We start from the raw sequence: 16,752 nt of genomic DNA, 5'->3' as shown, positions 1-16,752 counted from the left end.
GCGCTCAGTTATTAGATACAGGGTGATCATTTGCTGCAGGATCAGGGTCTGCCACCATCATACTTTGGCGGCCCTGAGAGAGTCATCACTACTGCTCGTTCGCCACGGGTCAACTGGCCGGGCAGCTCGGCAGGTCGCTCGTGTCGGCACCGGTCTTGATCGCGTCGAGCGCGTCGAGCGCTTCGTCGAGGGTGGCGACCGAGAACACTGTCAGGCCGTCGGGGATATTTCCGGTTACCTCGCCGCAATTCTCGGCGGGGGCGAGAAACCAGGTCGCGCCGCTCTCGAGCGCGCCATAGAGCTTCTGCTGGATGCCGCCGATCGGGCCGATTGCGCCGGATTGGTCGATGGTTCCGGTGCCGGCCACGTTCTCGCCGCCCTGCAGCTCGCCGGGAGTGAGCTTGTCGATGATTCCGAGGGCGAACATCATGCCGGCGCTCGGGCCGCCGACCTTGTCGAGCTGGATCTGCACCTCGAACGGAAATTCGTAGGCGACCGACACGTTGACACCGGCCACGATCGTGCCGTCGTTGTCGATCGGGGTGACCTCGACGGTCCGGGCGAGGCCGCCCCGCACAATGTCGACGCTCGCCGCGGTCTCGGCACCGTTGTCCTGCAAAGCCGCGCGCAGTTCGGCGACATTGGCCACCGCGGTACCGTTCACGGCGGTCACTTCATCGTCGGGCTCGATCACGCCCGCGGCCGGAGAACCGTCGGGCAGGCTCACCACCGACACCGTCGTGGGGTAGTCGTAGCCGAGATGAGTGAGTGCGGCGGCGATGGCATCCTGTTGGGAATTAATCATGTCGGCGCTGCTGCGAGCGTCGCGCTGCTCGGTGCTGACATTATCGGGAAAAACCTGGTCAATGGGGAGGACGGCCTCGCTCGGGTCGAGCCAGGCACCGGCCACGGCGAGCCAGCTCGGCCGGTCTTCCCGGTTGCCGAAGAGCGACACGGTGAGCAGATCGAGGGTGCCGCCGGTCGGGTAGACGGTCTCGTCGGGGATGGTGATGAGAGCGGTTTCGACGTCGTCGTAGGTGGCGGTGCCGAGGGTGTTGAACACCGGACCCGGCTTCTCGATGACATAGGGCGCCGGCATGATGCCGAGAATCACTCCGGCGACGAGGGCGATCAGCAGTGCCGTCCAACCGAGGGACGGGCCAGAGCGTCCGGCACGTCGAGGTGCCGGTGCATTGGTGAAGAGCGCCATCGTGGTCCTTTGAGTGTTGATTCGTGCCAGGTTGCGGGTCGTGTTCGCGACGGGCGCACAGCAAGCCATTCAGCCTAGGATATTTCCCAGCCCCGAGCGGGCTACTCGCACTAGCGTAGAAGTATGCGACTGAGAGGGGCCTGAAGTGGCCGACGACTCCCTACCCCCGAACGATCAGAACCCGAACAATCAGAATCCCGGCGAACCCAGCGACGAGTTTCGTGACATGCTGCGCGACATCCTGAGCGGCAAGAGCGGCATCGACCCGAGCCAGCTCGCCGGCGCTGCCGGTCTGCCCAACGACCCGGCCAGCGTCGCCGCGCTCATGCAGCAGCTGCAGGGCGCCATGAACTCCCAGGGCACCGTCGTCGACTGGAAGATCGCCCTCACCCAGGGTGAACAGCGAGCGGCCACCGGTCAGCTCAGCGCGACCGATGAACAGCAGACCCAGCTGCGCCAGGCCTTTCACATTGCGGCTCTCTGGCTCGATGACGTCATTACCGTGGCCGAACTCACCGTCGAACCGCGCCTGATGACCCGCCGCGAATGGGTCACCGTGACCATGCCGCTCTGGACCCAGCTCGCCGAACCCGTCGCCACGAGCATCTCCGACTCCCTCACCCGGGTCTTCGCCGAACAGGTTCCCGAAGAGATGCAGGGCATGGTCGCCAACGCGAGCCAGCTCGTGCGCAGCATCGGTGGCACCCTGTTCGCCATGCAACTCGGCCAGGTCGTCGGCCAGCTGGCGAGCGAGGTCGTCAGCGGCGGCGATATCGGCATTCCACTGCTCGGTGAGCAGCAGGCCGCCCTGCTCCCCCAGAACGTTGCCGACTTCGGAGCCGGCATCGACGTTCCGGCCGACCAGGTGCAGATCTACCTCGCCGTGCGCGAGATCGCCCACGCGCGACTGTTCCGCCACGCCCGCTGGCTGCGCCTGCACCTGACCAGCGCGGTCACCGCCTATGCACGCGGCATCAGCATCGACTCCAGCCGGCTCGAAGACCTGGCCGGAAGTTTCGACCCGTCCAACCCCGAAGACCTGCGCCAGGCAATGGTCGACGGTTCCCTCATTCAGCAGAAGTCCGAGTCGCAGCTTGCGGCTCTGTCCCGCCTAGAAACGATGCTCGCCCTGGTCGAGGGCTGGGTCGACGTCGTCACCGCTCGTGCCACGATTCGACTTCCCAAAGCGGATGCCATCGCCGAGACGGTCAAACGCCGCCGGGCCTCAGGCGGTCCGGCGGAGTCCGCTTTCGCGACGCTGGTCGGTCTCGAACTGCGTCCCCGCCGGTTGCGGGAGGCCGCAGCGATGTGGCAGGCCGTGACGGATGCCGTTGGCAATGAGGCGCGCGACGCGCTCTGGTCGCACCCCGACCTGTTGCCCACTTCGGAAGACATCGACGATCCCCAGCCGCTGATCATTCGGCTGACCAGTGCAGCCCGCGGGGGGCCCGAGGTGCTCGACGACGTCGACCAGGCTCTCGAAGACCTGCTGCGCGACGACGGAGCCGAGCGCCCGCACGAGGAGTAACGGCGCGCAACGTTGCCGCAACCTGTGCCGATCTACCGTCGTTCAACGGACGAAATGTCCCAAACGAAGGAGTTTGGCAATGACGATAACCGAGACCACCACCGGCGCGACGGACGAGTTCAAGGCGCGCTACGAATCCACCCGGGTGCCAACGACCATGCACGCGGCCGTCGTGCACGAGTTCGGCCAAGGCCTCACCATTGACGAAGTGCCCGTTCCGACCCCCGGCCCCGGCCAGGCCCTGGTCAAACTGATCAGCAGCGGAGTTTGCCACACCGATCTGCACGCTGTGGAAGGCGACTGGCCGGTTAAGCCGAGCCCGCCGTTCATTCCGGGCCACGAAGGGGTCGGCGAAGTCGTCGCCCTCGGTGACGGCGTCAAGGACCTCGACATCGGCGACCTGGTCGGTAACGCCTGGCTCTGGAGCGCCTGCGGCAGTTGCCAGTATTGCTGCACCGGCTGGGAAACCCTGTGCGAAGCGCAGCAGAACGGCGGCTACAGCGTGGACGGTTCGTTCGGGCAGTACATGCTCGTCGACGCCCGCTTCGCCGTGCGCATTCCCCACGGCGCCGACCCGATCGAGATCGCCCCGGTGCTGTGCGCCGGAGTCACCGTCTACAAGGGCCTCAAAATGACCGAGGCCCGCCCGGGCCAGTGGGTCGTTATCTCCGGCATCGGCGGCCTCGGCCACATCGCCGTGCAGTACGCCAAGGCGATGGGGCTGCGCGTCGCGGCCGTCGATATCGCCGACGACAAGCTCGCCCTGGCCCGCAAACACGGCGCCGAGCTCGTAATCAATGCGCTGGACGAAGACCCGGTCGCCGCCATTCAAAAAGCCACCGGTGGTGTGCACGGCGTGCTCGTGACCGCTGTACACCCGGCCGCATTCGGCCAGGCCATCGGCATGACCCGCCGTGGCGGCACCATCGTCTTCAACGGTCTGCCGCCGGGAGACTTCCCCGCCCCGATCTTCGACATCGTGCTCAAGGGCCTCACCATTCGCGGCTCCATCGTGGGCACCCGCCAGGACATGGAGGAAGCCCTGCAGTTCTACGCGCGCGGCCAGATCCACCCCACGGTCTCTGAGCGCCGCATCGACGAGGTCAACGAGGTGCTCAACGAGATGAAGCACGGCAAGATCGACGGTCGCGTCGTCATCCGCTACTGAAGAAATCTGACGGTGGGGGCCGCGTGACCACCAAATCCCAATATTCGGTGGAAGCGGGCCCGCACCCGTCTGTGGATAACTTTTACGCGCGACCGCCAGACGCGTCATCATGTCGGCATGGCCCTCAGACTGAATCCGCGGTATCCGCTGGTGTGGCGCACACCGAATTGCGTGCAGCTCGGCATCGACCAAGCCATTGTCACGATCGGCGGGCTGACGCCCGCTCACGAGGCTGTGCTGTCCGCGCTTTCTGCGGGGGTGCATCGATCGGGCGCGATGCTGCTCGGAACGGCCGCCGGGGCATCCGCTGTCGAAGTGACGCACCTGCTCGACCTGCTCGAACCGGCACTGTTGTACGTGCCAGACGATGCGCCGGCACCGGTAACCCCGCTGCCCCGCACCGTGCTGGTTGACGGCCACGGACCGACCGCGACCCGGCTGCACGCGCTGCTGGCCAACCTCGGAATCGAGGAGCCGGCTCCAGGAGACGACCCCGAGCTGGCCGTGTTGATCGGGCAGTACGTCTTCGCGCCTGAACGGCACGGGCATTGGCTGCGCCGCGATATTCCGCACCTGCCGGTGGTCTTCAGCGACAGCGCCGCGCGGGTGGGTCCACTCGTCGAACCTGGCCGCGGACCCTGCCTGACCTGTCTGGAGCTCGCCCACGTCGACACGGATCCGTCCTGGCCGGCCATGGCATGTCAGCTCGTGCTGCGCGAGGCCCCGAGCGAAACTCCGCGGCTGAGCTTCGAGCTCGCCGCCCGGGTGGCCGGACTCGTTCAGGATCGCCTGGAAACAGGCCGATCCGTGTTGTTCACCCGGTCACTGCGACTGGACGCGTGGGGCGGTGCGGTCACGGGCTCCGTACACCGGCTGCACGAGCGGTGCGGCTGCCAAGCTCTTCCAGAAAACGCGAGCGTTCGCGAGCTGCCCGCGCCTGTGCCCCAGAGGATGACCAGCTCAGCGCGAGTCGCTTCCGGGCGCGGGTGATGCCGACGTAGAGCAGCCGGCGTTCCTCGTCGATCTGCTCGAACGTGCTCGCATAGCTGATCGGCACCAGGCCCTCGCTCAGGCCGACCACGAACACCGCGTCCCACTCAAGGCCCTTGGCGGAGTGCATCGTGGCGAGCGTCACGGCCGACACCGTCGGTTCGTGCTGGCCGGCCTGACGTTCCATCAGCTCGTCGGTGAACTGTCGGAACGTGGTTCCGGCAGCGGCCTGGTCGACCAGGCCCATCAGTGCGTTGAGCGATTCCCACCGCGCCTGCACGGCGCCGCGGGTCTCCGGGGCGGTCTGGCTCCAGCCCAGCGACCGCAGCACGTCACTGACCGATTTGAACAGTGGTTCCCCAATGATTGAAACGGATGCCGCCCGCAGGCTCATCACCGCCTGCTTCACCTCGGGGAGGTCGAAGAACCGTTTGGCACCGCGAATCTGGTAGCTCACCCCCACCTCGGTCAGAGCCGTTTCGAGCAGCGCGGCCTGCACGTTGACCCGGAACAAGATGGCCACGTCTTCGGGTTTGGTGCCAGCCCAGATGAGCTGCAGAATCTGCTCGGCCACGCCGCGGGCCTCGGCCATGTCGGAGGCGTAGCCGCGCACCGTTGGGTCGGGGCCGCTGTCGGTCTGGGCAGCCTGCAGGGTCAGGGCGCCGGACCGGCCACGCATCAGCTGGTTCGCGGTGGCGACGATCGGCGCGGTCGAGCGATAGTTCTGTTCGAGCCGCACCACGGTGGCGTCTTCGTAGTGCTTCGGAAAGTCCAGCAGGTAGTCGCTGCGAGCACCAGCGAAGGAGTAAATGGTCTGGCTCGCGTCGCCGACGACGCAGAGATCGCGGCGGTCGCCAAGCCAGAGGGCGAGCAGGTCGTGTTGCAGCGGCGAGACGTCCTGGTATTCGTCGACGACAAAGAACCGGTACTGCTCGCGCACCTGCAGGGCCACGGAGGGTTCGGCCTCGATCATGCCGGCCATGGCGAGCAGTACGTCTTCGAAGTCGATTTGCTTGCGATCGTCTTTGAGCTTCTCGTAGGTCTGCTGCAGGGCGACGACCTGGTCGACGTCGAGTCGGCCCGGCAGGCTGCGGCGGGCTATGCCGGCCGCGTACTGCTCGATGCTCAGGCCGCTGGTTTTGCGCCATTCCACCTCGGCGGCGAGGTCGCGCAGCGTGGCGGTGTCGAGTTTGAGGTGCAGAGCCTCAGCGGCGTGCCCGAGAATGCGGCCCTTGCCGTCGAGGATGCGCGGCGCCTGCCCGCCGACGACGTGCGGCCAGAAGTAGTTCAGCTGGGACAACGCTGCGGCGTGAAAGGTGCGCGCAGCCACTCCCCCGGCGCCGAGCTGACGCAGGCGCCCGCGCAGTTCGGCGGCCGAACGGCTCGTGAAGGTGAGCGCCATGACCCGGTTGGGGGCGTAGGCGCCGGTCAGCACGCCGAGCGCGATGCGGTGGGTAATGGCGCGCGTCTTGCCGGTTCCGGCGCCGGCGAGCATGCAGACCGGGCCGATCAGCGCTTCGGCGGCAATGCGCTGCTGTTCATCGAGGCCTTGGAGCAGCGAGTCGGCGGTGGCCGTCACGGACGAATCAACTCCGTCGCGGCGGGCAACGGCGCGCCGAGCCAACGCTCGATCATGGCGTGCGCGATGGAGGACGGGCCGGGCAGTAACATCCACTCACCGGCATCGAGCAGGTCTTTTCGACTGAACCAGCGCAGCGCGAGAATCTCGGCGCCGTCGGGCAGCAGCTCATGGGCCGCCTGGTCGTCGGCGAGGCGCGCGGTGAAGCCACACATGACCGAGGCCGGGAAGGGCCACGGCTGGGAGCCGACATAAGCCGGATCGGTCACGCGCAGACCGGATTCTTCGAACATTTCGCGGATCACGGCCGTTTCGAGGGCCTCGCCGGGCTCGACGAATCCGGCGAGGAGCGAGTACCGGTTGTTCTCCCACATAGCGTTGGAGCCGAGCAGAATGCGGTCGTCGGCGTCGGTGATGAGCACGATGACGGCCGGGTCGGTGCGCGGAAAGACCTGGCTGTTGTCGACCGGGCAGCGGCGTACCCAGCCACCTTCCTCGACCAGGGTGGCGGCGCCGCAGCGCGGGCAGTGGCCGTGCGAAGCGTGCCAGTTGAGCACGCCGAGGGCCTCGGCGAACAGGCCGGCGTCACGGTCATCGAGCACGGTCGCAACGGTGCGCAGGCCCACCCAGCGACTCTCCTCGGGCTCCAGCCGGGCTGCAGCGTCATCATCGAGCTGCACGGCAACGATGCGGGTACCGGCAGTCTCGGGCAGGTCGGCGGGCAGGGACCGGCCGAGGTAGACCCGCAGGCCGGCATTGTGCAGACTCGTGGGCGGCAGCAGGGCGAGGTGCACACCGGTGTTGGCCGGGTCGGTGCTGGCCGGGTCGGTGCTGGCAGCATCGTGCGGCGCGAGCAGAATTTTGCCGTGCCAGACGGGCAGAACGCGGGTGGCGGCATCCGCCCAGAGCTGGTCGAACAAGTCCGGCAGGCCGCGGGTGAGGTGGTCACGGTCGACCGCCTGGCGAGACAGCGGCAACCGCGTCGTGAAAGTGAACGACATGGTATATCTCCGAGCTCTGCAAGAACGTGGGTGGAGGCGTGGCGAATAACCGCCAGACCGCAAGTCGATCTAACCTAGTAGGCATGGCCAGAACTCAACTCACTCTAGCCGCGTTAGCCACCTCCGCTGTTCCGGGGCTCGACGTGGCCTACGCCCGCAAGCACAGTGCCGGCGCGCACGGACTCTTCGACTCGGCGCTCGTCATCGACAAGGCCGGTCGGGCGCTCATTATTCGCGTTCCCACCAGCCAGTCGGCCGAAACCGAGCAGTCCGCGGACCTCGTGGCGCTGCGCGCGCTCACCACTGGCAATCGCAGCCGGCTGCCGTTCGACGTGCCCGAGTATGTCGGCCAGACGCCGATTCAGGGCACCCGTGCTGTGGTCTATGAGCTGCTGGCTGGTGACAGTTTTGATGCGGATGCCCTCACCGGGCATGAGGGCGTCGCCGGGTCGATCGGCCGCGCGATCGCCGCCATCCACTCGTTGCCGAGCGCCTTCATCGGCACCGCCGGGCTGCCGCAGCATAGCGCCGAACAGTGCCGCAAGGACGCCATCGACCTGATCGATCGAGCCGCGGGCACCGGCTACCTGCCCGCCGCGTTGCTGCGCCGCTGGGAGCAGGCCACCGACGACGAAGCCCTGTGGCAGTTTGCGCCGGCCGTGGTGCACGGGTCGATGTCGGCCGATTCCATTCTGATCACCGACGACGCCGTGTCGGGGATTCTCGGCTGGTCCGCGCTGGCCGTCGGCGACCCGGCGCGCGACCTGCACTGGCTACTCGCCGCGCGCGGTGACGCCGCCGAACTGGCCATCGACGCCTATTCCAGCGCCCGCCAGGGCAGCGACACGCACATCACCCAGCGCGCCATGCTCTATGCCGAGCTGGAACTGGCCCGCTGGCTGCTGCACGGCTCCAGCAGCCACGACCAGTCCATCGTCGATGACGCCGTCGCCATGCTCGACGGCCTGGTCGACACGGTGCACAGCCACACCCAGCAGCCGCTCTCCCCCGAAACCGGCCCGATCATGAGTGTCGGCGACGTGGAGAATATGCTCGACCACATGCCGCGCGCCGCCCGCGATTACGACCAGCACGCGGCGATGCACACCGACAGCTACAACTTTTCGGGACTAACCGTCGATTCAGATTCAGATTCTGATTCTGATTCTGACGATTCCAGCACCGGGGCCATCGCCCCTGACCAGGCCGCCAAAAGGTCAGCCTCCGAGTAGAGCCGCTCGGGGGCGACGACGGTGTCGTCGGCGACGAAGTAGAAGACGGCGTCGACGATGCTCGGATCGATCCCCTTCCAGCGGGCGTAGGCGAGCCGGTACAGCGCAAGCTGAGTCTGCTTGAGTTCCAGGTCTGCAGCGCTTTTGGGTGCCCGCCCGGTTTTCCAGTCGACGACCTGGTAGCCGGTTTCGGTGCGGTAGACGGCGTCGAGCTTGCAGACGAAAACCTGCCCGGCGAGCACATGGTGAATTTCAATCTCCACGTCGACGGGTTTGCGCTCGGCCCATTCGGAGCGTTCGAAGGTGGCCTGGAGAACCGCGAACTGCTCTTGCTCCGGCACGTCAAGTTGCTCGAGTGTGCCGGTGCCCTGGTCTTCGTCTGTCAGATCGAGGTCAAACAGGCTGGCATCGACGCGATCGGTGCCGGTGGCTCCTCCCGCCCGACGCTCGACCCAGGAATGGAACAGCGTGCCGAGCCGAGTGGCCCGGTACGGACGCTGCGGCATTGGGCGGCGCAGCTCCGCCGCGACACCGGCTGGATCGTCGACGTAGTCCTTGAACCGGGAGGCCGGGATGCGGGTGGGCACCGGGGCACCCTCGCCGCCGGTGAGGCGCAGGGCTCGCTCCGTAAGCAGCAGGGTGACGGCGTGCGACCAGCGAGTGGGGACATCCGTTTCGCTCGCGCTCACCCTCTCTGCGGCAGCCTCGACCAGCGCCCGTCGGCCGCCGAGTGGGTCGAACGGCCACAGTTCGGTGCCACTGGACGCCGAGACGGGTTTCTCAGACTCGGCGGGCGCGTCGGGGATCTTCGCGATCAGCCCGGCCAGGGCGAGTTCCGTGAGGTAACGGCTGGGCTTGCGAGCGGTGACTCCGGGGCCCCAGAATGAGCCGGTCAGCAGCAGCTCGTGCTTGGCGCGGGTGGTCGCGACGTAGATGAGGCGGCGCTCCTCGTCGTCGTGCCGGTCGGCCAGCTCGGCCTTGTAGGCCTGGAACGCCAGGTCAAAGTCGAACTGGGTGTCGTGGCCGACGATATCGAGATCGGGCAGCTCGGACCGGTCGCCGCGGAACGCATAAGGCAGTTCGCCGAACCGCAGCCATCCGCTCGTATCGCGAGAGGCGGCGGGCAGGCTCTTCTCGGTCAGGTTGGGAATGGCGACGAAATCCCATTCGAGGCCCTTGGCGCCGTGAACGGTCAGCAGCTGCACGGTGCCCTGCTCCGACAGTTCAGCGCGCGGGCCGAGATCGTCCTGCAGTTCGGCCCGTTTGAGCCAGCGCAGAAAGCTCGCCAGTGTGCCCTGCTCGTCGCTGTCGAGAAAGGCCGAGACGGTGTCGTGGAAGGAATACAGGTTGGCCAGGCCGAGGTCGTTGGCCTCGTTCGCGATCAGCTCGACGTCGAGCCGAAATTCCTGCTCGATCAGGCGTACAAAGTCGAGCAGAGGCAGGCCAGCGCGGGAGCGCAGCCAGGCCAGCTGACGGCCGGCCGACTGCACCCGGGCCCGGCCGATATCGCTGAACCCGGCGAGCTGGCCGTGCGAGTCGGGCGCTGACCCGAGAAAGTCGAGTGCATCCACGAGCGAGCTGCCCTCATCGCCGGCGACGGATGCCCGCAGCTTGCCGCGCAGATCGGCCGAGATCGCTTTCTGGGCCCAGTCATGCCCGGCCAGCCAGCGCGCCACGTCGGCGAGCGCTTGCAGGTCGCGCACACCGACACGGTAGCGGGCACCGCTGAGCAGACGCACGAGTTCGCTGCCGGCGGCTGGGTCGTGCACCACGCGCAGCACGCTCACAACGTCGGCGACCTCGGGGGTGGAGAGCAACCCACCGAGTCCGAGCACGTGGGCACGCACGCCGTGCGCCCGTAGTACCTCCGCAAAGTATTCCATCTCGCGGCGGGCCCGAAACAGCATCGCGCCGCTGTGTTCGCCGACCAGACGGGTGGCGAACCAGTCGGCGATGGCTCCGGCCTCCTCAGCGATGGTTTCAGCCATAAGCGCGTCGACCGCGCCGGGCCGGGTGCCAGTGGGAACCTTGAGCGTTTCGACCTGGATTCCGCCCGGTTTTGCGCGAAGGGCGGCGCTCAGCGGGGCGACGAGGGCGTTGGCAGCGTCGAGGACGAGCGCCGGGTTGCGCCAAGTGAAGGACAGCGACATGGTCGGGGCTGCTGCTGGGCTGAAGTCTCCGGTGTTGAAGTCTCGGCCGAAGCCGAGCAGGTTTGCACTGCTGGCGCCGCGCCATCCGTAGATGGATTGGTGGGGATCACCGACGGCCATCACCGGGTGGTTGCGAAACAGGGTGTGCAACAGCTCGGTTTGCAGGACCGAGGTGTCCTGGTATTCGTCGAGGAGCACCACGCGGTACTGGTCACGGTAGCGGTCGACGACGGCGTCGACCTTTTGGCAGACCTGCAGTGCCAGGGCTACTTGATCGGAGAACTCAATGAGTCCTAGGCGACGCTTCTCGCTGCTGTAGCGAGCGGCCAACTCGGCCAGCACCGGAAGCGGGGCGACTGCGGCCAGGGAGTCAGTGACCGACCCGTACGGTGTCTTCTTGCGCGGATTACCGTAGGGCAAATCGGGCAGGTAGCCGAAACTGTCGACCAGTGCCCTGAGGTCGTGGGGAGCTCCGGGCTGACCAAGGTGAACGGCCGGCGGATTCTCGGCCAGGGCACGGCTGAGCTGCAGCACGGCATCGGTGACGAGGTCGAGGCTTTTGCCGAAAGGTACGAGCCGCCCGTCGCCGAAGTCGATGACGACGTGACGGGCCAGGAGCCAGGCGCTGGTTTCGCTCAGCAGCACCGACTCGGGTTCGCGGCCGAGCAACAGGGCGTTGTCGGTGAACAGGCGGCTGGCGAAGGAGTTGTAGGTGGACACGCTCGGGGTGTTGAACAGGTCGGACGACTCGGCGGCCGTGCCATGGGCGGAGTTGGGGTCGGCGGCGATCGGCATGAGGCCGGCCGTTTCGAGATCGCTGATGCGTTTGTTGATGCGCTCACTGAGCTCGCCGGCGGCTTTGCGGGTGAAGGTGAGTCCGAGAATCTGGTCGGGGCGGGCGTGGCCGTTGGCGAGCAGCCAAAGCACCCGGTTGGCCATGGTCTCGGTCTTGCCGCTGCCGGCTCCGGCGACGACGAGGGTCGGCGTGAGCGGCGCTTCAATGACCGCCTGCTGCTCGATAGTCGGCGCAAACATGTTGAGCGCCGCCGCGATATCGAGGGCGGAGACCGTGGTGGCGGTGCTGAGAAGACTCATGAGCTGACCTGCTTGATGACGTGGATGCGGCAGGACCCGTGGGATCTGGGGTCGAGACAGTGCGAGGTGATTTCGGCGATGAAGGTGGCGCCGCCCATGCCGGCTGCATCGTCACCGACGCGGGTGCGAAAGGCCTCGAGCTGCTCCGGAGTGAAAGCGGGCTGGGTGGGATTGCGATAGTTCTGCTTGACGGTGCCCGAGGAGACGATGACCAATCGTGCACCGGCCAGGGCCATGTCCGAGGACACACCGTCGATGGCGCCTTCTTGAAAGGCCAGCTGGTACGCGCCGAGCTGCGGATGCTCCGCGACTCCGGTATCGCTCGTCGCATCGCCCTTGCCCGTTTTGAGGTCGACGATCACGGCCCGGCCGTCGGCCTGGCGTTCGACCCGGTCGATGGTGCCCGACAGCACGGCACCGCTCACTTCGAGCTGAAAGGTGCCCTCGGCGCTCAACAGCTCTCCGCCGCCGTTCTCGAAATCCAGCAGGTAGGAGGCGAGCCGATCGGTGAGCTCCCTGGCTGCAACTTTCTGCACCCGGGACTGCCAGTCGGCGTCGAAGTCGAGCTCGTTCCAGCGGGCCTCCACCCCCTGCCACAGGGCTTCTGGGCGCCGATCGGTGGCGTCTTCCATGACCTTGTGGATGATCGTGCCGAGGTTGGCTGCGGTGTTGGAATCGCCGCCACCGACCTGACCGATCAGCCAGTGCAGCGGGCAGGTTTCAAAGGCTGCCATGCGCGACGGCGATACCCGCACCGGTTGGTCGCCGGCCTCCGGGTCGTTGAGTGGGCGCACGGTGCTCGGGTCGGCCAGGCCGTACCATTCGTCGGGCGAGGCACCTGGCACGTTTTCGTCGGCGAGCCGGGCGAGCGTGGCTGCGGCATCCGCTGCCCGGGTGGCGGAGTCGACCCGACCCGGCGAGTGGATGGCGCGGGTCAGGTCGCGCCTCAGCCTTCCGGTCAGACCGCGAAGCGACACGGGGTAGTGGGCGGGGTCGTCGGCGCCCAGAGTGGGAGCAGGCTGCGGCAACAGGCGAAAGAACACCGATGGTTCGTTCTCTTCGTTGTTGACGGCGGTGACGAGTAGTTCGGTCGTGGCCCGGCTGGCCGCCTGAGCGAACATGCGCAGTTCGTCGTGCAGCACCGCGGTGCGGGCGTCGGTACCGGATGCGTCTTGCCCAGAGGCGATGAGGGCGAGGTCGCCGGCACCGAGCAGGGACCCGCGAATGCGCAGGTCGGGCCAGACGTTGGCCTGCACACCGGCGAGCACGACGACATCCCAGGAGCGCCCGATGGTGCCGCTCGGCGTGGACACGGTGACGGCCGCGCCGAGGGCGCGCGGCGCCAGGGTGTCTTCGGGCACGTCGGTGTCGACGAGGTGTTCAAGGAACAATACCGGCGGGGCCGACGGGGTGCGTTCGACGTAACGCTGGGCGGCGGAGAACAGGGCGACGACGGCATCGAGGTTGTGGTTGGCCTCGTCGGCGACGATTCCGGTGCCGGTGGATTGCTCCTTCCATTCGCGGTCGAGACCGCTGCGCTGCCAGAGGCCCCAGAGCAGTTCTTCGATGGTGGCGCCGGCCGCGTACTCGATGGCGGCTTGGCGCAGGCTCGCTCCGCAACCGGCCGCGCGGCGGGCGGTGCGGTTGTCGATGGTGGCGAGCAGCTCAGGGTCATACAAAGCTGCGACGAGCAGGTCATCGGCGCTGCGCGGGGCGGGCGTGTCGGTGGCCAATTCCTGTTGACGCAGTGCCGCGCGCAGCCGACGCAGGGTGATCGGGTCGAGGCCGCCGAGCGGACCGCGCAGCAGCTCAATCGCCGCTTGGGAGTCGAGCGCTTTGCGTCCGAGGGTGACCTCGAGGGCTACGATGAACGCTTTCACCGCGTACTCGTCGCGCAGGGCCGTGCTCGCGGTCGACACCTGGGTCGGCACTTCGAGCGCAGCGAGCCCCTTGGAGATCGAGGGAACGAGTGATCCGGTGCGCACGATCACGGCCATGCGAGACCACGGAGTTTCGTCGATCACGTGGCGTTCGCGCAGCAGCCGGGCGATCACCGCGAGCTGGTCGGCCGGGCTGGTCGCGATGACGGTGTGCACGGACGGTTCGGGGACGGCGTCCGGCGTGGTCAGCGTCTCGGGCGCAGTCACGGCACTCGGAGCCGAGAGCGCAGGATCATCGGAGCCGTCGACAGCAATCTCGCTCACCGCGTCGGGTTCGGCCTGCACGCTGCCCGCCGCACGCTGGGTGCCGGCCGCAGCCGCGCCGATGCGACTCGTGATCTGCTGAATCACCTGACGGATGCCCGCGCCGTGTCGGTAGACGGTGCCGAGTACGATCGGCGGTGCGATCCCGCCGGACGGCGAAGCCGCCGCGGGTCCGACCGATGACCCCACCGGCGCCCCGACCGGGCCCAGGCCGAGGTACTGACCGAGGCGACCGAGGGCATCCGGATGCGCACCGTGGAATGATCCAGTGCTGATATCCGGGTCGCCGACGGCGATGATCGCGACCCCGCGCGCCTGAAACTGGGCCAGCAGAGTGAGCGTGGCCTGGGTGACTTCCTGGGTATCGTCGAGCACGATCAGGCGCAGTCCGGCCAGGGTACCGAGCGTCGCCGCCCCGGCCGGGCCTACCTCGGCTCCGGCCACGATCGCCGCAGCATAGCGGGCCAGCTCGGTGGAGTCATACTGCCCGGGGCGGGCCTGGTCCTTGGCCTCTTCGTAACCGCGAATGAACTCGGCAGCGGCCACCCACTCCGGCCGCCCGAGGCCGAAACGCTCCAGCTGTTCCGGAGTGACGCCATATTCCACGGCGCGCATCATGAGATCGCGCAGTTCGGTACGAAATCCCCGCAACTGGCGTACGTCGGCGCCCAGGGTGTCTGGCCAGACCGGGCCGCTCGGCGCTCCGGCCGTCTCGTCGTCCAGGTGGCCCTGCAGCAGTTCGGCGATAATCTGGTCCTGCTCGCCGCCAGTGAGCAGGGTCGGAGTGGGCCCACCGGCCTGGGCGACCGCGGAGCGCACGATCTGAAAGGCCACGGAGTTGGCGCTGCGGGCGAGTGGCCCGTTGGTCGGCACGGCCAGGCGCAGCGCGATCCGGTCGCGCAGCGCGGTGGCACCGGCGCGCGTCGGCACCAACACCAGCACCGCGCTCGGCGAATACCCCCGGTTCAACACCCGGTCGGCGACGAGTTCGACGAGCGTACTGGTCTTGCCGGAGCCGGGCGCGCCGATGACGGCGGCGCTCACCGCGTCGGGGAGATCGAGAACAGCCTGCTGGTCGGCGTCGAGGTCGTGGTTGGTCACATTTCAACGGTAACGGGTTGCGCCGACAGTGAAATCGGTCAGGGCGAGGGCGCGTTCTGTCGTAATCTGGGCGCAAGGCTACGAAAGGCAGTTCGGTGGATATTCGCATTGGTATTTTCAACTCTCCCCGTGAGATCGGTTTTGAGACTTCGCAGCCAGCGACCGAGATTGAGGAGACCGTTGCGGCGGCCCTCTCCGGTCAGACCGGCTATCTGAAGCTCAGCGACAGCAAGGGTCGCGTCTACATCGTTCCGACCGTGGGGCTCGCCTACGTCGAACTCGGCAGCGAAGAATCGCGCCGCGTCGGCTTCGTCGCCTAAAACGCCATGGAGCTGTTGTTCGTCGCGCTGTTCGGCACGCTCATCGGCCTCGGCGCACGGTACTTCCTGCCCGGACGCTCAACCCAGGGCTCGGTGCTGGTCCCCGCGATCGGAACGGCCGCGGCATCCTTGGTCTGGGTCGGGCTGACCTGGCTCGGCTGGAATTGGGCCGGGGGGTGGATCTGGTGGATGTCTCTCGGTGCCGCCGTCGCTGCATCCGTTGTGCTGAATCTTATGATCAGCCGGCAACGCATTCTTGCCGATCAGCGGATGCTGCAGGCCCTGGCCAAAACCGGCACGGCCTAATCTCACATTCTTAAGCCGTGAGGCCGAGGCCATCCATGCGACGGGTGTGCGCCGCGATGAGTTCGGTGAAGACCGGTTCGATGCGTGACTCATTGCTGCCCGCGCGGCCATTAGTGGGATCCGTGGCCGGCATGGCCGACCGGGCCACGAGCAGGGTGTCACCGACAAGCCGACGGCCCCACATCGCCAGCTGTGAGCCGAGCGCCTGGTCGTTTTCGATCGCGGTCTGGAGCTCGTGAACGAGCACGTCGGTACCGGAATCCTCGCCGAGCAATTGCGCGACGCGAGGCCCGATATCCCGCGGCAGGCCGTCGGACAGCCGAATGAAGAAGTCATCGAGCAAGCCACCGACGAGGTAGCAGCTCAGCAGTAATTCGTGCCAGTTGACACCGGCGGTCTTCGCGCGGAACGCATCGAGACTCACGACGAACGGGGCCATCTCAACGGCCGGCTCGTGGCCGCGGCGACGAATCTCGGTGATCAGTCCGTGGTGCTTGCTGAGCGCCCGACCGGCAGCGGAGCTGAGGCCTTCTTTAACGGCGAGGTTCGGTGCGGTCGCCACCGCACGGGCGAGGCTTTCGAATTCGCCGAGCTCGCTGTACGCGGCCTGACCAAGAAAATGCTGCACGCCCGGCGCGAGCGAACTGATGTCCACTTTTTCGGTTGGCTGGGGTGCCCCGCGGGCCGAAAGCCTCGGAGCTTCATTGCGCTGCGGGCGCCGACCGAACCACGTGACCACGGGCTTAGCTTAGAACAGCGCGCCTGTGGCCGCTGTCCAGACGGGGCAGTAAGGTGGAATTACGTCGCCGACAAGGATCGGCGGCCGCTGCCCGAGACGCAAAAACGGGCGCACTTCGCTTCCAGTTAA

Annotated in this window: 11 protein-coding genes; 5 read left to right on the top strand and 6 right to left on the bottom strand. The window is 67.2% G+C overall.

Annotation, left to right across the window (positions count from 1 at the left end; all coding sequences use genetic code 11):
* Positions 1–109: 109 nt before the first annotated feature.
* Positions 110–1,210 carry a PDZ domain-containing protein gene (locus tag E3T41_RS11380; protein WP_092450223.1) on the bottom strand — a complete coding sequence of 367 codons (1,101 nt, stop codon included), beginning with the start codon at positions 1,208–1,210 and terminating at the stop codon, positions 110–112.
* 226 nt (positions 1,211–1,436) lie between these two features.
* On the opposite strand from E3T41_RS11380, the gene E3T41_RS11375 reads away from it, so the two are divergent.
* Both E3T41_RS11375 and adhP read left to right on the top strand, forming a co-directional pair.
* Positions 1,437–2,738 carry a zinc-dependent metalloprotease gene (locus E3T41_RS11375; protein WP_134478717.1) on the top strand — a complete coding sequence of 434 codons (1,302 nt, stop codon included), beginning with the start codon at positions 1,437–1,439 and terminating at the stop codon, positions 2,736–2,738.
* Between the two features lie 157 nt (positions 2,739–2,895).
* Positions 2,896–3,906: an alcohol dehydrogenase AdhP gene (adhP, locus tag E3T41_RS11370; protein ID WP_092450440.1), complete on the top strand. Its 1,011-nt coding sequence runs from the start codon at positions 2,896–2,898 to the stop codon at positions 3,904–3,906.
* An 853-nt stretch (positions 3,907–4,759) separates the two neighbouring features.
* Here the strand turns inward: adhP and E3T41_RS11365 are convergent.
* The gene (locus tag E3T41_RS11365; RefSeq protein ID WP_092450225.1) at positions 4,760–6,475 is read right to left on the bottom strand and encodes an ATP-dependent helicase; all 1,716 of its coding nucleotides are present in this window, start codon (positions 6,473–6,475) and stop codon (positions 4,760–4,762) included.
* On the bottom strand, positions 6,472–7,476 hold the full coding sequence (gene nudC / locus E3T41_RS11360; protein WP_104131933.1) for an NAD(+) diphosphatase: 1,005 nt from the start codon (positions 7,474–7,476) through the stop codon (positions 6,472–6,474). The genes E3T41_RS11365 and nudC overlap by 4 nt, the downstream gene beginning before the upstream one ends.
* An 83-nt stretch (positions 7,477–7,559) precedes the next feature.
* Between nudC and E3T41_RS11355 the strand changes: the two genes are divergently transcribed.
* Positions 7,560–8,708, top strand: a complete 1,149-nt coding sequence (locus E3T41_RS11355; RefSeq protein WP_134478672.1) for a phosphotransferase — start codon at positions 7,560–7,562, stop codon at positions 8,706–8,708.
* On the opposite strand, the gene E3T41_RS11350 is transcribed toward E3T41_RS11355, so the two are convergent.
* Together E3T41_RS11350 and E3T41_RS11345 are read right to left on the bottom strand one after the other, a co-directional pair.
* A complete protein-coding gene (locus tag E3T41_RS11350) occupies positions 8,591–11,953 on the bottom strand; it encodes an ATP-dependent DNA helicase (RefSeq protein WP_134478670.1) in 3,363 nt (1,120 codons plus the stop codon). The two genes, E3T41_RS11355 and E3T41_RS11350, sit on opposite strands and share 118 nt — an antisense overlap.
* A complete protein-coding gene (locus E3T41_RS11345; RefSeq protein ID WP_134478668.1) occupies positions 11,950–15,258 on the bottom strand; it encodes an ATP-dependent DNA helicase in 3,309 nt (1,102 codons plus the stop codon). Before E3T41_RS11345 ends, E3T41_RS11350 begins: the two co-directional genes overlap by 4 nt.
* 95 nt (positions 15,259–15,353) lie before the next feature.
* On the opposite strand from E3T41_RS11345, the gene E3T41_RS11340 reads away from it, so the two are divergent.
* Together E3T41_RS11340 and E3T41_RS11335 are read left to right on the top strand one after the other, a co-directional pair.
* Positions 15,354–15,578 (top strand): DUF3107 domain-containing protein, encoded by a 225-nt coding sequence (locus E3T41_RS11340; protein WP_092108379.1) that lies wholly within the window; start codon positions 15,354–15,356, stop codon positions 15,576–15,578.
* A 6-nt stretch (positions 15,579–15,584) separates the two neighbouring features.
* Positions 15,585–15,884 carry a hypothetical protein gene (locus tag E3T41_RS11335; protein ID WP_134478666.1) on the top strand — a complete coding sequence of 100 codons (300 nt, stop codon included), beginning with the start codon at positions 15,585–15,587 and terminating at the stop codon, positions 15,882–15,884.
* A 10-nt stretch (positions 15,885–15,894) separates the two neighbouring features.
* Here the strand turns inward: E3T41_RS11335 and E3T41_RS11330 are convergent, their stop codons facing one another.
* The gene (locus E3T41_RS11330) at positions 15,895–16,539 is read right to left on the bottom strand and encodes a ferritin-like fold-containing protein (protein ID WP_241991143.1); all 645 of its coding nucleotides are present in this window, start codon (positions 16,537–16,539) and stop codon (positions 15,895–15,897) included.
* Positions 16,540–16,752 lie beyond the last annotated feature (213 nt).

The organism is Cryobacterium sp. Hh38 (assembly GCF_004403235.1).
In the GTDB taxonomy this organism is placed as follows: Bacteria; Actinomycetota; Actinomycetes; order Actinomycetales; family Microbacteriaceae; genus Cryobacterium; species Cryobacterium levicorallinum.
The sequence above is the reverse complement of the archived record's forward strand: the minus strand, read 5'-3'. Positions and strand labels throughout refer to the sequence as shown.